Origin of the sequence: Moraxella oblonga NBRC 102422 (genome assembly GCF_001598275.1) — a bacterium.
Taxonomy (GTDB): Bacteria; Pseudomonadota; Gammaproteobacteria; order Pseudomonadales; family Moraxellaceae; genus Moraxella; species Moraxella oblonga.
Genome location: NZ_BCYQ01000012.1, coordinates 36,719 through 49,978 on the forward strand (window position 1 = coordinate 36,719; position 13,260 = coordinate 49,978).

At 36.4% G+C, this 13,260-nt stretch carries 19 protein-coding genes; 13 read left to right on the forward strand and 6 right to left on the reverse strand.

Annotation, left to right across the window (positions count from 1 at the left end; translation table 11 throughout):
• The first annotated feature begins 119 nt into the window (after positions 1-119).
• The 5 genes from MOB01S_RS04710 (at position 120) to MOB01S_RS04730 (ending at position 3,735) form a co-directional block, all read left to right on the forward strand.
• Complete coding sequence (locus MOB01S_RS04710) at positions 120-881, forward strand: lysophospholipid acyltransferase family protein (RefSeq protein ID WP_066802257.1); 762 nt, start codon at positions 120-122, stop codon at positions 879-881.
• A gap of 77 nt (positions 882-958) precedes the next feature.
• Positions 959-1,834 carry a prolipoprotein diacylglyceryl transferase gene (gene lgt / locus MOB01S_RS04715; RefSeq protein WP_066802190.1) on the forward strand — a complete coding sequence of 292 codons (876 nt, stop codon included), beginning with the start codon at positions 959-961 and terminating at the stop codon, positions 1,832-1,834.
• The gene (locus MOB01S_RS04720) at positions 1,831-2,334 is read left to right on the forward strand and encodes a hypothetical protein (protein ID WP_066802191.1); all 504 of its coding nucleotides are present in this window, start codon (positions 1,831-1,833) and stop codon (positions 2,332-2,334) included. The genes lgt and MOB01S_RS04720 overlap by 4 nt, the downstream gene beginning before the upstream one ends.
• Positions 2,335-2,407: 73 nt before the next feature.
• On the forward strand, positions 2,408-2,896 hold the full coding sequence (locus MOB01S_RS04725) for a hypothetical protein (protein ID WP_157073895.1): 489 nt from the start codon (positions 2,408-2,410) through the stop codon (positions 2,894-2,896).
• Positions 2,893-3,735: a thymidylate synthase gene (locus MOB01S_RS04730; protein ID WP_066802193.1), complete on the forward strand. Its 843-nt coding sequence runs from the start codon at positions 2,893-2,895 to the stop codon at positions 3,733-3,735. Before MOB01S_RS04725 ends, MOB01S_RS04730 begins: the two co-directional genes overlap by 4 nt.
• Before the next feature lie 24 nt (positions 3,736-3,759).
• Here the strand turns inward: MOB01S_RS04730 and MOB01S_RS04735 are convergent, their stop codons facing one another.
• Positions 3,760-4,302 carry a hypothetical protein gene (locus MOB01S_RS04735; protein WP_157073896.1) on the reverse strand — a complete coding sequence of 181 codons (543 nt, stop codon included), beginning with the start codon at positions 4,300-4,302 and terminating at the stop codon, positions 3,760-3,762.
• A 14-nt stretch (positions 4,303-4,316) separates the two neighbouring features.
• Positions 4,317-4,850, reverse strand: a complete 534-nt coding sequence (locus tag MOB01S_RS04740) for a DUF4442 domain-containing protein (protein ID WP_066802195.1) — start codon at positions 4,848-4,850, stop codon at positions 4,317-4,319.
• Between the two features lie 109 nt (positions 4,851-4,959).
• Here MOB01S_RS04740 and MOB01S_RS04745 point away from each other — a divergent pair, with 109 nt between their 5' ends.
• Together MOB01S_RS04745 and MOB01S_RS04750 are read left to right on the forward strand one after the other, a co-directional pair.
• Positions 4,960-5,511: a dihydrofolate reductase gene (locus tag MOB01S_RS04745; protein ID WP_066802259.1), complete on the forward strand. Its 552-nt coding sequence runs from the start codon at positions 4,960-4,962 to the stop codon at positions 5,509-5,511.
• Entirely contained in the window at positions 5,495-5,959 is a 465-nt protein-coding gene (locus MOB01S_RS04750; protein WP_157073897.1) for a hypothetical protein, read from the forward strand. Before MOB01S_RS04745 ends, MOB01S_RS04750 begins: the two co-directional genes overlap by 17 nt.
• A gap of 34 nt (positions 5,960-5,993) precedes the next feature.
• Here MOB01S_RS04750 and MOB01S_RS04755 read toward each other — a convergent pair whose 3' ends face one another.
• The 4 genes from MOB01S_RS04755 to MOB01S_RS04765 all read right to left on the reverse strand — a co-directional run bounded on the left by MOB01S_RS04755 (position 5,994) and on the right by MOB01S_RS04765 (position 8,127).
• Positions 5,994-6,326, reverse strand: coding sequence for a DUF4298 domain-containing protein (locus tag MOB01S_RS04755; RefSeq protein ID WP_066802199.1), 333 nt, complete (start codon positions 6,324-6,326; stop codon positions 5,994-5,996).
• Positions 6,327-6,402: 76 nt separating this feature from the next.
• Positions 6,403-6,543 (reverse strand): hypothetical protein, encoded by a 141-nt coding sequence (locus MOB01S_RS12635; RefSeq protein WP_174521830.1) that lies wholly within the window; start codon positions 6,541-6,543, stop codon positions 6,403-6,405.
• On the reverse strand, positions 6,540-7,142 hold the full coding sequence (locus tag MOB01S_RS04760; RefSeq protein ID WP_169798120.1) for a hypothetical protein: 603 nt from the start codon (positions 7,140-7,142) through the stop codon (positions 6,540-6,542). The genes MOB01S_RS12635 and MOB01S_RS04760 overlap by 4 nt, the downstream gene beginning before the upstream one ends.
• Positions 7,129-8,127: a class 1 fructose-bisphosphatase gene (locus MOB01S_RS04765; protein WP_066802203.1), complete on the reverse strand. Its 999-nt coding sequence runs from the start codon at positions 8,125-8,127 to the stop codon at positions 7,129-7,131. Before MOB01S_RS04765 ends, MOB01S_RS04760 begins: the two co-directional genes overlap by 14 nt.
• A gap of 204 nt (positions 8,128-8,331) precedes the next feature.
• On the opposite strand from MOB01S_RS04765, the gene MOB01S_RS04770 reads away from it, so the two are divergent.
• The 6 genes from MOB01S_RS04770 to MOB01S_RS04795 all read left to right on the forward strand — a co-directional run bounded on the left by MOB01S_RS04770 (position 8,332) and on the right by MOB01S_RS04795 (position 13,250).
• Entirely contained in the window at positions 8,332-9,339 is a 1,008-nt protein-coding gene (locus MOB01S_RS04770) for an aspartate carbamoyltransferase catalytic subunit (RefSeq protein ID WP_066802205.1), read from the forward strand.
• A complete protein-coding gene (locus MOB01S_RS04775) occupies positions 9,336-9,914 on the forward strand; it encodes a hypothetical protein (protein WP_066802208.1) in 579 nt (192 codons plus the stop codon). The genes MOB01S_RS04770 and MOB01S_RS04775 overlap by 4 nt, the downstream gene beginning before the upstream one ends.
• Positions 9,915-10,104: 190 nt before the next feature.
• Positions 10,105-10,647: a Uma2 family endonuclease gene (locus MOB01S_RS04780; RefSeq protein ID WP_066802209.1), complete on the forward strand. Its 543-nt coding sequence runs from the start codon at positions 10,105-10,107 to the stop codon at positions 10,645-10,647.
• 5 nt (positions 10,648-10,652) lie between these two features.
• On the forward strand, positions 10,653-11,375 hold the full coding sequence (locus tag MOB01S_RS04785; protein WP_066802210.1) for a hypothetical protein: 723 nt from the start codon (positions 10,653-10,655) through the stop codon (positions 11,373-11,375).
• A gap of 114 nt (positions 11,376-11,489) precedes the next feature.
• Complete coding sequence (locus MOB01S_RS04790; RefSeq protein ID WP_066802212.1) at positions 11,490-12,470, forward strand: DUF3784 domain-containing protein; 981 nt, start codon at positions 11,490-11,492, stop codon at positions 12,468-12,470.
• 102 nt (positions 12,471-12,572) lie between these two features.
• On the forward strand, positions 12,573-13,250 hold the full coding sequence (locus MOB01S_RS04795; protein WP_066802217.1) for a tetratricopeptide repeat protein: 678 nt from the start codon (positions 12,573-12,575) through the stop codon (positions 13,248-13,250).
• Positions 13,251-13,260 lie beyond the last annotated feature (10 nt).

Consider the following 13,260-nt stretch of genomic DNA (forward strand, 5'->3'; position numbering starts at 1 on the left):
AGACAACCGCTTAACACTCCTTATCAAGTGCACCATAAATTTAACAATCGTTCACTAAAAATGCTTGCAATTTTGCCCAAAGTTTTATAGCATACGTTTTTTAACCAGTGATGATGATTATGGCAAACTTTCTCAATCGCACAAAAAAAGTTATAAGCATGAGTAATGCACTTATTGGTGGTTTTCGGGCTGCCTATAAGATTGGTGCATTTACAGAACCACCCAGAGACAAACTACCCAAATATATCCAAACCTTTTGTCGCAAAATGGCAAATTCTTTTGGTGTACAAGTCGTGCAGGTTGAGCCTGTGCCACAGACACACGGACTGTGGGTGTCCAACCATGTTTCGTGGCTGGATATTCCTGTGGTTGGGTCGGTTGCCCCAGTGTTTTTTTTATCAAAGGCGGAGATTGGCGAGTGGTTTATTTTTGGTAGGCTTGCCAAGGCAGGGGGAACACTGTTTATCAAACGTGGCTCTGGTGATACAGGTTCGGTGTCTGACCAAATCAGCAACTTTTTGCGTGATGGCTCATCGGTAGTATTTTTTCCAGAGGCGACTACCACAGATGGTAAGCAAATCAAAAAAATCTATGGCAAACTGCTCCAACCTGCGATAGATACAGGCTTGCCCATTTGTCCTGTGGTGGTGGCGTATGTAGATGCAGATGGCAAACTCTCCGATGATGCCGCCTACTACGGTAAACGCACTATGGCGGACAGTTTAAAACGAGTCATGGATAACGGCAAAATTACCGCTTATGTATTGCCCCTTGCCCCGATTTTTGCAGGCAACAAAACCCAAAAAGAACTCACCACCGAGCTACAAACTGCGATGGAGCAGGGACTGGCACAGTTACATCAACGAGTATTAAAGGCGTGATTTGAGTTTGGTTGTTTCAAAACTGCTCAAAATTTGCTATCATAGTCAAGTTTTACACAACGATTTTGACAAGCTTTATGGCAATCACACATCCCCAGTTTAACCCTGTCGCCCTTGATTTGGGCTTTTTGCAAGTGCATTGGTACGGACTGATGTATTTACTTGCCTTTTTGTCCGCCTATGTTTTGGCAACTTTTTGGGGCAAAAAACGAGGCGATTTCACAGGTGAGATGGTCTCTGACCTTATATTTTTTGGGGCGATGGGCGTGATTTTGGGTGGTCGCATTGGTTATGTGATACTTTATAATTTTGGCGAATTTTTAGCCAATCCTGCCTACCTGTTTAAAGTCTGGGAAGGGGGCATGAGTTTTCATGGTGGCTTTGTTGGTGTATTGGTTGCCATGTTCTTTTTTGGACGTAAATACAAAAAACACGCCTTTACGGTGTTAGATTTTATTGCTCCTTGTGTACCGTTGGGTCTTTTGTTTGGTCGGATTGGCAACTTTATTAATGGTGAGTTGTGGGGGCGTGTCTCACATGGGGATTATGGGCATTTGATGTATTTTCCCCAAGCGGTCAATGCTGACTTTAACCTCATTAATGCCAATCCAAGCCTACAAGCGATTGCCAAGCCTGTTGGTGAACATCTGCTCCTACCACGCCACCCAAGCCAGCTTTATCAAGCCTTTACAGAGGGCGTACTGCTATTTATCCTCTTATGGTGGTTTAGTAGCAAGCCACGCCCACGTTATGCCATCTCTGCCTTGTTCCTTTTGGGTTATGGGTGTAGCCGTTTTACCACCGAGTTTTTCCGCCAGCCTGATGTGGGCTATGAACTCATCTTTGGTTGGATGAGTAAAGGGCAACTGTATAGTCTGCCGATGATTATCGCAGGGGTGATTTTGATGAGCTTGGCGTACAAAAATAAAGTCTATGATTGGCAAAAGATATGACGGATTTTAAGTTTAAAGACAAAACCTTTAATTTTCCGATTTTTGTTTATCGCAATCACCATTTTAATAAAAAGACGCAGGTAATTTTTATCATTATTATGGTCATTGGGTTTATCATCACAACTTTATTTGCGTTAATGATTGAAAAATATTGGGGAATGATGGTTTATTTATTCTTAGTCATTGCTTTTTATGTTACGGTTTTAATGTCAAAAAATCCATTGATGGTGATTTATCCCCAAAAAGTGGTATTTAAAAATTTTGGCATTGGCAAGCCAAAAACATTAGATTGGCAAGATTGTCAATTAGAAATCGCCACCCTAAAACGAGATTTTGGAGAAATTCCCTTATTGAATTTTTTATCTAAACGCAATGATGGTAAAATGGAAAGAATTTTTTATGTGGTTTTAAATAATATTCGTTTTGAAAATGAACATTTTGATAAAAACAATTCGTTAAAATTTTTTGAAAAAATTAAAGCATTAAGTGAAAATCCGTAAGGTGTATAATAGCACCATCAAAAAATAAATCTAAACGGCGTGTAATGTACACCTTATTTATTGAGAGAATAAAATGCAAACAATCCAATTTAGGGGTGCTACCTTTACATATCCAATTAGAGTTTATTACAATACCAGAAATCATATGAGAATTATTTTATGGGGATTTCCTTTAATGAGTGGTTATGCCACCATAAAGTCCTTTTCCGAGAATAATACGGAAGGCTTGTGGATGTGTTTATCTGTATTTATTTTTAGCATTGCTTTGAATTACGCATTCAGTAAACCCACCTTTACCATTTATCCTAATAAAATTATTTCTCATCAAATTGGTAAAGACAAAGAACTGTATTGGCGATATTGTGAATTTTTGGTTACAAAAGAAAAAGGTAATAAAAATTACGAATACCTTTGTTTAAATTTCTTAGATATAAGAAAGCCCAAAAAATCACAAAATTTATTTTTAGTTAGCTTGGAAGCCATATGCTTTGAAACAGAAGATTTTGGAGCGGATGGCAATTTATTATTTTTTACACAATTAAGAGAAAAAGGCATAAAATGAAACAATATCTAGAACTTCTCTCCCATATCCTAAACAATGGCGATGACAAAGGCGACCGTACAGGCACAGGCACTCGCTCTGTCTTTGGCTATCAAATGCGGTTTAATTTGGCGGACGGTTTTCCCCTGCTGACCACCAAAAAAGTGCATCTCAAATCCATTATTTATGAGCTTGTGTGGTTTATCAAAGGCGATACCAATGTCAAATACCTGCAAGACAATGGTGTAACCATTTGGGACGAGTGGGCAACGGCTGAGCAAACCGCCAGATTTGGACGAGCCGAGGGTGATTTGGGGGCGGTCTATGGTCATCAATGGCGAAACTTTGGGGCGAGCAAAAATAGCGATGGCACTTATCAACAAGATGGCTTTGACCAGCTGTCTTGGCTCATTAACGAAATCAAAACCAATCCCAATTCTCGCCGTCTGATTGTCTCTGGCTGGAATCCGATTGAAGCAGGGCAGGTGGCTCTACCGCCTTGTCATACGCTGTTTCAGTTTTTTGTGGTGAATAATAAACTTTCTTGCCAGCTTTATCAAAGAAGTGCCGATGTATTTTTGGGCGTGCCGTTTAATATTGCAAGCTATGCTCTTTTGACTCATATGATTGCCCAAGTGTGTGATTTGCAGGTGGGCGAATTTATTTGGACAGGGGGCGATACGCATTTGTATCACAACCATTTTGAACAAGCCAAATTACAATTAAGCCGTGAGCCTTTGCCACTTTGTCAATTACAATTAAATTCTGATGTTAAAGATTTATTTGACTTTACATTTGATGATATTAAGATTGTGAATTATCAATCGCACGAAAGAATAAAGGCAGATGTGGCGGTGTGATATTTTTAAATTCCAATCATTAAGTTATTGGGATTTTTTAATGATTTTAATGTCGTTTTCATAAATGGCGGTTGTTAAAAAGATGCTTTCTTTGGGTTGGACTTCCAATAAATCACCCATATTCACACGGTCATAAAATTTTTGACTCACAGTCCAATTGCCAAATTCTTGGGTGATGATGTGGCGGTATACTATACCACGACCTTTTTTTACATAGGCATCAGTGATTTTTACCATGACGGGAGCATGATGTTTACCAAAAAGGTCGGTATAAACTTCCAATATCATGATTGATGGTATGACGGAGAATAAAGCTGAACCAAAAAGGGCAATTAGGACATCTTTTGGTGAAGGAGTGAAGTTGCCATTTTTAAACGCATAAAATATGAAGATGAGAAATAGAATAAAAACAAGCACGGCATTGATGACAATCACCCCAATACCAATCAAACTTGGTGTTGAAAATACATTAGGTATTATCTTGTGTAATAATAGCAGTATCATGGCGATTGCGGTAAGTGCCATAATGATGAGTAATTCCTGACCGAATGATAAATGCCTACTCATTTGATTAAACTCTATTAAAACCGACTAACAAACTTTGCCGATTTACTAAATGCTCTTAGGCGAATATATAGGGTCTTTTTTACCTTTGCAATCACTTCATTGTTTACATCAACAATATCCACTTCATAGTCTCTAAATACAGCTTTACCATCTTTGGCGAGTTCTTTGATGGTATTAACTTCATCATCATCAATATTAAAAGTAGCAAACACATCAGAAGTCCCTGCCTTAATAAAGTCAATATGAGCCGATTTATCCCAAACCATATATTCTTGCCCCAATTTTTGCATAAGCAATGTCATAAAAAATGGGTCGGTCATACTGTATAGACTACCACCAAATTGCGTGCCGACAATATTTTTATTTCGCCAAGTTAAGGGCATTGACACCCTAATCATACCCTTATCATAATCAATCTCATCAACCCGAACTCCTGCCCCCACATAAGGCGAATAGGTATTGATATAAAATTTGGTGGCAATAGGGTTATTAAGATTGGCGTATTTAAAAAATTGTTGTTTGCCTTTTTTGATTAGGGAATTTAACATTGGTGTTTCCAGTAATTGAAATTATACGATATTCTATCATGGATTTATTTTGATATAAAGTTATTTATAAATGTGTGTTATAATAACCAAAATTTTTAGAGATATGATGATGACACAGCCTGTATTGCTCAACAATTCCATTAAGATTGTGCATGTGGTTGCTTTTGACCAAAACCATTGTATTGGTAAAGATGATACCTTGGCATGGCACATTCCAGAGGATTTGAAGCATTTTAAATCCATAACCACAGGAGGGGTGGTGGTGATGGGTAAAAAAACTTTTCTTAGTATGGGGAAGCCCTTGCCCAATCGCATTAATTGGGTGGTTACTTCTGATAAAAATTGGCGTGCCGATGGTGTGAAAGTGGCTCATAGTCTTGAAGAGGCGATGGAGCAAGCAAGTATTGATATTAAGAAGATGAATCAAAATCAACTATTTATCATCGGTGGTGGGCAAATCTACCAGCAAACATTGGCGATTGCTGATGTACTTGAAATCACACGAGTGGATTTGGCAATTGATGGTGATGCTTTTTATCCAAGGATTGATGATAGTTTTGAGAAGGTGTGGCAATCTGCACCCCAACATGATGATAAAAATGGTATTGGTTTTATATTTGAGCGTTATCAAAGGATTGATAAATATGAAAAGAATAATTAAGAAATTAATGATGATGGTTTTATCATTATCTTTTATGATGATTGGTTATGTTGGTATTGAGCGGTCTGAAACAAAGGCATTAATCCGCATTACTCAAAATCACCAATTGGATTCAAGATTTTATATTCGTAATTTTTGGCATATTGAAGACATTAAAACACGTGATGAATTATTAAAAGATGTACAAAAAACACTAAATATATTAAAACAAACTCAACAAGATTTTAACCAACTAAATCTGTATACGCCTTTTGCACTAGATGTCAGAAGAGAATATAATCATGGTGTGTCACATTTAGAGAATTCTATTAAAAATATTAAGAAAGGTGATAAATTAGAGGTATTAAAAAAAGAAATTGATAAATCAGAACAGATTTTATTAAATTCACGAGAAAAACTATTCAATCTGTCTGATCGTTATTTTTTATCCATAGAATTAAAAATGTAAGCCATTCATGATGTAGATGAATGGCTTGGATAGTTTAGTTTGTTTGGTCGTCCTTGTTTTTATCAAGATGTTTGACCGCAAAGCGAAGTTGCTCCCAAAGTAGACTTTCTTGTTCAGTAAAGGCATTCCATAGTGTGTCCTCGCTCATCACGCTGTATTCACCAGCAGTTGTGAGGTCAAACTGTTCGCCATTTTCAATTTTTTCATAAATATCACGCCATTCGCCATTAAAATAAAAGTCTTGTAGCGTTTTCATTAATGCTACGCTTTTTTGTAAATCTTGCTTGGCAATTTGTAATTTTTCGTGGACGGTAAGCCATTCTTTGTAGATGGCTTGGATTTCGTTAATGCGGGTTTGGGTGGTCATAGATTACTCCTATTTTGGTGGTTTTGGTTTATTGGATATTGTATTTGCTGATTGATGATTTATCAATCACATAAAATTAGTTCATCTGTATTTCTCGTTCCAATGAAAATTTATCACTTCTTTGCCTATTGTGAGAAATTTTCTTATATTTTTTTAGGTCGGTTAATAGGGCGTGGGCGGTTTTAATTAGGGGGTTGTCTTTGGAAGTGATAATCATTTTATTAAACTTGCTCTTTGAATGATTGTGGTGATGGTGTTTTGATTGGTGTTTAGCCAATGTTCGCATTCATCTAAAAACTCTAAAATTGGCTTGTGAATGTCCATTTTAAGGGCAATATTTTCTTCAAAAATATAAGCATGGTTAACGAAATTATCAATGTTATCAATCGCATTATAATTATAGTGATAATTTTGCAAAAGCATTGAATATAAGTCCAAAATTTTATTTTCACTATTTTTATCAGAAAAATAATGGTGAGCATAAAATGATAGTTTAAATGGTCTAATTGTCAAAGGATAAATTAAAGAAAAAGTATAAAAACATTTGGCTTGTTCTTTATTAAGGGTAATTAAATTAAGATTTTCTAGGGTTTTTGACAATAATTCTGATAATTCATTGAATGTTAAAAAATCACAATCATCAATAATATTCAGCATTAAATCATCATAATAGCCATTATTCATTAAATAATGGGTAAAATCAATCATCTCATCTCGGTCTAACAAATTTAAAGTTAAACGACTGGCAATGAGTGCAATTTGATATTGCCAGTCGTTGATGGTGGGGAGATTATAAATAGCGTTAGGCTTTATCACCATTTGCCAAAATCCCAGCCTTGTCGTGCAATGCCTTAACATACGCCACCTCTTCTTTTGCCCCCAGTACCACAGGGATTCTTTGATGAATGTCGGTGGGGGTGATTTCCATGATACGCTGTACGCCGTCCGTGCTTGCCCCACCTGCTTGCTCAATGACAAAGCTCATGGGGTTGGCCTCGTACATCAGACGCAGTTTGCCTGCTTTACCTGCAATTTTGGTGTCAAAAGGATACATAAATACCCCACCACGAATCAAGATACGATGCACATCGGCGATCATCGCCGCCACCCAACGCATGTTGTAGTCTTTGTTTCGTACGCCTGTATCGCCTTGTGTTAGCTCCTCGATGTACTGGGCGATGGGAGGTAGCCAATAACGGCGGTTGGAGGCGTTGATGGCGTATTCAGCAGTTTGCTCACTGATACGCACATTGTCATTGATGAGGATATAGGTTTGGGTCATTGGGTCAAAGCTAAACATGGCAACGCCTTTACCAAAGGTAACGGCAAGCATGGTGGAGGTGCCATAGATAAAATAGCCTGCCCCCACTTGGTGTTTGCCTGCTTGCAAAAAGTCAGCCTCACACGCTTTTTGACCTTGATTATGATAGGGTAAAATAGAAAAAATCGTGCCAACAGTCATGTTAATGTCAATGTTGGACGAGCCGTCCAGAGGGTCAAAGGTAACTAGGAGCGTGCCGTCATCATTGGCAGGGCTAATCTCATCAAGCTCCTCACTTGCCACCCCTGCACAGTTGGGGTTGTGGATTAGGGCGTTTAGGAGCAAATCGTTAGAAATCACGTCCAGCTTTTTTTGGGCTTCGCCTTGCACATTTTGACCGCCTGCCTCGCCATGAATGCCTGCCAAAGCCCCCTTATCCAAAAGATGGCTAATCGCCACGCTGGCGGTGGCAAGGGTGGTCATCGTACTGGCAAGCTCTGGGGTGGTGTGGGTTTCTAGATATTGAGCAAGGGTTGTCATAATTTATCCTAAATCATATGATGAATTGTTTTATTCTATCATAAAGTGAGGGGTAAATGTTAGAGGTATTTTGTTTTTGAATGGCTAGATAAATTTTATAAATAATCAAAACCTTGTTAAAAATTAACTCATCATCATTCCCAAAAGTGTAAAAATTTGCTAGAATGGCTTAATTTGTTTTTTAAAAGCTAAAAAGGATAAAAAATGCACGCCTCTCATACCCTCACCCAAAAACTCCACACCTCCCAATCCGCCCCACAGCTTACCGATGATGGGCAATTAAAGCATTTTTTAAGCGTTGAGGGCTTATCCAAAGACTTGCTAATGCAAATTATCCAAAAGGCAAATGGCTATCTTTTGCCAAACGGTCAAATCAAAAATTCCAATGAACTAGACGGTTGTACGGTGATGAATTTGTTTTTTGAAAATTCCACCAGAACTCGCACCACCTTTGAAGTTGCCGAAAAACGGCTTGGGGCAAATGTGCTAAACCTTGACATTGCCAAATCCTCCACCTCTAAGGGCGAAAGCCTTGCCGATACTTTGTGGAATTTGCAGGCGATGACGGCAGATATGTTTGTCGTTCGTCATTATTCATCTGGGGCAATGCACTTTATGGCACAAAAGGTCTGCCCAAGCGTGGCGGTTATCAATGCAGGCGACGGTCAGCACGCCCACCCCACCCAAGCAATGCTTGATATGCTGACCATTTACAGGGAAGCCAAAAAGCCCTTTGAGGCATTAAAAGTTGCCATTATTGGCGATGTTAAGCACAGCCGTGTGGCTCGCTCGGATATTTGTGCTTTGCAGACTTTGGGGGTCAAAGACATTCGGGTGGTCGCCCCCAAAACCTTGCTCCCCAAAGGCATTGAACGCTATGGCGTGTCGGTGTTTAATGAGATGGAAAAAGGTATCGCAGGGGCTGATGTTTTGATTGGACTTCGTATTCAAAATGAACGCATTGGTTCGCCTCTGTTGCCGTCCACCGCTGAGTATTTTAAGATGTATGGCATTACTCAAAACCGATTAAACTTGGCTGACAAAGACGCCATCGTAATGCACCCTGGCCCTATGAATCGTGGCGTGGAAATTGCCTCCGAGGTGGCGGACGGTGAGCAGTCGGTAATTTTAAAGCAGGTTAATAATGGCATTGCCGTAAGAATGGCGGTAATGGCAATGGCGATGGAAGGGCAAAGAAGTTTGAGAAAATGAAATTAAATGCAGTAATTGATAACTTTGCTTGGCATAAATTTGGCACGGCTTATCATAGTAGTGCCAAAGAAGTGGGTATAAAATTTTTGGCGGTATTAAATGGCACAGCCAATGATGACGATTATCACTATATTATCAACCATTTGGAACATCAAGCCACTTTGTATAAAATCAGTCCGTGGGGATTGAAGTTTTGTTTTGAATTGCTTAATGAAAAAAACGCCAATAAAGTGGCGGTATTATATTGTATTCAAACGCTTTTTGAAGCCAGCAATTACAACAGTCAAGTGGATAAATTTTGTGCATTTAAAGCTACCAAAAAAGACTTACAAAAATACGAAATATTAAAAACCAAACTCTTTGATGATGAATTTGATGGTTATTTGAATGATGAATTTTTAAAATTATTAAAACTTATCAAAAGAAATTTTTGGCATATTGCAATTTTGGATTATATTGATGATAAAAAATCTATGATTGAAATGTTGCAATTTGATAAAAATCAAGAAGTGGCAAACAAAGCCAAACAACTAATGGCGGATATTAATAATCCAAAACAATATGAGTTTGGTTAAATAAGGATAAATAATGTCAGAAGTTTATGATTTTATAATGCAATTACCAAAAGAGAATTTAAAAAAGACGGTTTAACCATTCAAAAAGGGTTAAGAAATGAGTGGTTAAACCGTAATGATAAGATTAAAAATGATAAGTGATGTTGTTGTACATTTTGTGCATACTAAAATCCAATGATAGGAAAATAAAATGTCCGCCTTAGAAAAAATCGCTCAAATAAGCGAACAAGATTATTTGTCTTATTATGATAAATTGCCCAATGAAAAATATGAATTGATTGATGGTTCTATTTATGCCCAAGCAGGGGCAAGCCGTACGCACAATAAATTGGCAATGAATATTGGTACAAAATTACAAACACATTTAATCAATAATCCTTGCCAACCTTATATCAGCGATTTAAAAGTAAAAGTAGAAAGTAATTATTTTTATCCTGATATTGTGGTGGATTGCGGTGATGATGAATATATGGCTAATAAGCCAATTTTAATCATTGAAATTTTATCAAAATCCACCGCCTTTTTGGACAAAACCAAAAAACTTTGGGAATATGCCCAATTGGCAACGGTGCAAGAGTATGCCACCGTTGAACAATCTTTTAAACAAATTACCCTATATCGCCGTGAAAATGATTGGCAAGCCCAAATTTTTGAAACGGGTGAGATTTATTTTAAAAGTATTGATTTAAAAATAGGTATTGATGAGATTTACAAAAACTTAATTTTGAAATAAAATTTATGGGTATTTTTAATATTTTTATCAAACCAACTTCCGAACAATTTATAATATTGTTTTTATTTTATTCTATTACTTCTTTATTGGCGGTCTTTTTCGTCTCTGGTTTTAAGGATATTTTTATTGCCATACTTGTTCTTAATATTTATATATTTTTTCACGCTTTACTATTTCATATTGAAACGGTGTTGGATAGTAAAGATATAAAAGAAAGGTGGGAAAATGCGATTATTATTATACCAATTGTTGCAATTATTATGGGTATATTTATATCTGCTATTGAGGATAAAGTAAAAATACATAAATTAGTATCAAATAAAAGTGAATTGTTTGAAATTTCTGGTATTGTACCAAACGGTGCTTCCGTTAAAACTGCTATTAAAGGTAAAAATCGTGTTTTTTTAAGAATTGGCGATGCTAGGTTTCATTGTGCTGAAACGATTAATGATGATTGTGAAAAAATCTATCAATATAGCGGAAAAAATGCCACAATATATTATCAGCCAATACTTTATAATGACGATAATTTGGTTTATGAAATTGTTGTGCACGATAAAGTAGATATTGCAGTTTATAATTTTGATAGCCAACTGAAAAAATTTCAAGATAAGCGTAAAAAGCATAGAAATGAATTAATATTTTTTGTAATGTTGGTGTTAATTTCATCTTTATATTTCTTTTTAATCTCTCGCCATTTAATTGAAGAATTGGAAGGGTATGAATGATAATAGTTTGAATTAATTGGGTGTAAAGTGCATATTATGAACCGTTTAAAACCTAAACATTAAATGAGCAATATTAATCTCTATTTATGTTAAAAATATCACAAAGGCACTTAAATGTCAGATGACTTAGCAAGCCAAAAGCCACAAATTTTCTTTATAATAATGCTGGTTTGTGTGCCTGTTTGTGCATTATTGATTTATATAACCGTTGGCTTTTATCAAGCTTTTCTTGCTGGATTTTTTGGACTAAGATTAATTATCTTTGCTTATGTTGCTCAAAGAGATGAAAAGGTTAGAGATGAAAAGGAATTGGAAAATGAACACTTTGCTCTTGTGATGGTTATGCCAATTTGTATGATTGTCTTTGGGTTATGGCAAGGTGGGGTTTTTGGTAGAGAAGATTTTGTATTAAATAAAAGTGAGTTAAGCCAAGTTTCTGGCATTATTCCTGAAAAATATACTTATGTAGGTGGTTATAAAGCTCCTGATAGATACTATCTGACTATCAGTGATGTTAGATTAAATTGTGCCGAAAACGACAAAGACTATTGTAAAGATGTTTACAAATACGCAAGAAAAACCGCCACCATTTATTATCAACCAAAAGCAAGAAATGGTAACTTAGTTTATGAAATTATTGTTAATGACATTAAGCCTTTTGCTTTATATGGCTTTGATGGGCAATTATACGATTTTAAAAGGGTACGCCAACAAGAAAATCTAAGGCTTGTTGCTTATTTTGTGATATTATTTATAATGTGTTTTATATTTTGGTTTGGTTCTCGTGATTTTGCCGATTATTTGGAAGTGATGAACGATGAAGAAAAAGCAGAATATGACGAAAAGCACAACAAGCCACAAATCAGCTCTCCAAGTATCAGAGATTTTAGATTTTTGGGTAGTATGATGTATGTGGTTGGATTGTTTGTGATTGTGATTTCTTTTTTGATTGGTGTCTATGCTCTTTTTGTGCAAAAGTTTATATTATTATTTGTTTGTATCATTGCTTTAACACTTTCTATATTAGTGGTGCAAAAATCAGAAAGAGATGCTGAGAAAAGGCACAATGAGCGTTTGGGTATTAATGATAACTAAATCAATTTATTTTGAAATAAATTTTAAAAGGAAAACTTAAATGAAAAAACCTCCTCCCTATTTGGCAATCATATTTTAAACCATTTAAATAAGAGAATATTTATGTTTAAAAAACTTTCGTTATTAACCGCAGGGTTATTATTATCGGTGTCGGTATTTGCTAATGATGTGCAAGCGTTAATTCAAAAGGCAAATAATGGCGATGTGCAGGCTTGGGCAGATTTGGCGAATTATTATCATAACCAACAGGATTATATCAATGAATTTTATTGGACGGAAAAACTTGCAAATCAAGGGTTTGCAACATCTCAATTTAATCTTGGTGTGATGTATGATAACGGTTTGGGTGTACACCAAGATGATGCCAAAGCGGTAGAATGGTATACCAAATCAGCGAGCCAAAATTTTGTGTTGGCTCAGTTTAATTTGGGAAATATGTATAGAAATGGTCGTGGTGTAGAAAAAAATGATAATAAGGCAATAGAATGGTGGTCTAAATCCGCTCAACAAGACTTTGAAAAAGCCCAATACAATCTTGCAGGAATGTATTTAAGGGGTGAAAGCGTTAAGAAGGATTTGGATAAGGCTTTTGAATTATACCAAAAATCAGCACTGCAAGGCAATTCAAAAGCACAATTTAATTTGGCAAGTATGTATGCAAATGGAGATGGTGTTGCTGAAAATCGTATAAAAGCCAAAGAGTGGTTCGGTAAATCCTGTGAAAATGGCAAACAAGATGCCTGTGAACAATACAAGATTTTAGAAAGTCAGGGCTACTAATCTTAAAAAA

Excerpts from the sequence above, each read along its gene's own strand:
- MOB01S_RS04755 (WP_066802199.1), bottom strand. The coding sequence starts at position 6,326 with ATGACCACCCAAACCCGCATTAACGAAATCCAAGCCATCTACAAAGAA.
- MOB01S_RS04730 (WP_066802193.1), top strand. The coding sequence starts at position 2,893 with ATGAAACAATATCTAGAACTTCTCTCCCATATCCTAAACAATGGCGAT.
- lgt (WP_066802190.1), top strand. The coding sequence starts at position 959 with ATGGCAATCACACATCCCCAGTTTAACCCTGTCGCCCTTGATTTGGGC.
- MOB01S_RS04765 (WP_066802203.1), bottom strand. The coding sequence starts at position 8,127 with ATGACAACCCTTGCTCAATATCTAGAAACCCACACCACCCCAGAGCTT.
- MOB01S_RS04710 (WP_066802257.1), top strand. The coding sequence starts at position 120 with ATGGCAAACTTTCTCAATCGCACAAAAAAAGTTATAAGCATGAGTAAT.
- MOB01S_RS04795 (WP_066802217.1), top strand. The coding sequence starts at position 12,573 with ATGTTTAAAAAACTTTCGTTATTAACCGCAGGGTTATTATTATCGGTG.
- MOB01S_RS04790 (WP_066802212.1), top strand. The coding sequence starts at position 11,490 with ATGTCAGATGACTTAGCAAGCCAAAAGCCACAAATTTTCTTTATAATA.
- MOB01S_RS04740 (WP_066802195.1), bottom strand. The coding sequence starts at position 4,850 with ATGTTAAATTCCCTAATCAAAAAAGGCAAACAACAATTTTTTAAATAC.
- MOB01S_RS04785 (WP_066802210.1), top strand. The coding sequence starts at position 10,653 with ATGGGTATTTTTAATATTTTTATCAAACCAACTTCCGAACAATTTATA.
- MOB01S_RS04725 (WP_157073895.1), top strand. The coding sequence starts at position 2,408 with ATGCAAACAATCCAATTTAGGGGTGCTACCTTTACATATCCAATTAGA.
- MOB01S_RS04745 (WP_066802259.1), top strand. The coding sequence starts at position 4,960 with ATGACACAGCCTGTATTGCTCAACAATTCCATTAAGATTGTGCATGTG.
- MOB01S_RS04720 (WP_066802191.1), top strand. The coding sequence starts at position 1,831 with ATGACGGATTTTAAGTTTAAAGACAAAACCTTTAATTTTCCGATTTTT.
- MOB01S_RS12635 (WP_174521830.1), bottom strand. The coding sequence starts at position 6,543 with ATGATTATCACTTCCAAAGACAACCCCCTAATTAAAACCGCCCACGCC.
- MOB01S_RS04770 (WP_066802205.1), top strand. The coding sequence starts at position 8,332 with ATGCACGCCTCTCATACCCTCACCCAAAAACTCCACACCTCCCAATCC.
- MOB01S_RS04775 (WP_066802208.1), top strand. The coding sequence starts at position 9,336 with ATGAAATTAAATGCAGTAATTGATAACTTTGCTTGGCATAAATTTGGC.
- MOB01S_RS04735 (WP_157073896.1), bottom strand. The coding sequence starts at position 4,302 with ATGAGTAGGCATTTATCATTCGGTCAGGAATTACTCATCATTATGGCA.
- MOB01S_RS04780 (WP_066802209.1), top strand. The coding sequence starts at position 10,105 with ATGTCCGCCTTAGAAAAAATCGCTCAAATAAGCGAACAAGATTATTTG.
- MOB01S_RS04750 (WP_157073897.1), top strand. The coding sequence starts at position 5,495 with ATGAAAAGAATAATTAAGAAATTAATGATGATGGTTTTATCATTATCT.